This is a genomic window from Cupriavidus sp. 05N39, assembly GCF_056397325.1.
Genome location: NZ_JBFTNE010000346.1, coordinates 1 through 413 on the forward strand (window position 1 = coordinate 1; position 413 = coordinate 413).

Sequence of the window (413 nt, forward strand, 5' to 3'; positions counted from 1 at the left end):
GTGTTCCACCTGACCCATCTGCTGGCCTCCACCGTTGAAGGCAAGCTGCCGCCGGGGCGCGCACGTGCCTACTCGGTGATCGTGCTGTCGGCGCTGATCATCGGCGTGCTCACCCTGGCCGCGATCGGCATCGCCTCGTTCTTCCGCACCGAAACCGGCGGGCCTGATGCATTGCTGATGCGCCTCATGGATATCCTCAATTCGTCCCGCCACCAGGTGCCGGCGCTGCTGCAGCCCTACATCCCCGAGGACCTGCAGGCGCTGCGCACGGCGGTGAACGACCGGGCCGCCACCCACCGCCAGCAGCTCGGCATCGCCGGCACGTCGGTCGTGCAGATCAGCGTGCGGGTGCTGATCGGCATGGTGCTGGGCGCGATGATCGCGCTGTACGACGAACTGCCGCTGCCGAAGAT

Annotated in this window: 1 pseudogene; it reads left to right on the forward strand. The window is 67.6% G+C overall.

The annotated features are described in order from the left end of the window. Positions 1 to 413 (forward strand): annotated as a pseudogene (locus AC1DN0_RS41640) (hypothetical protein); the annotation flags it as partial.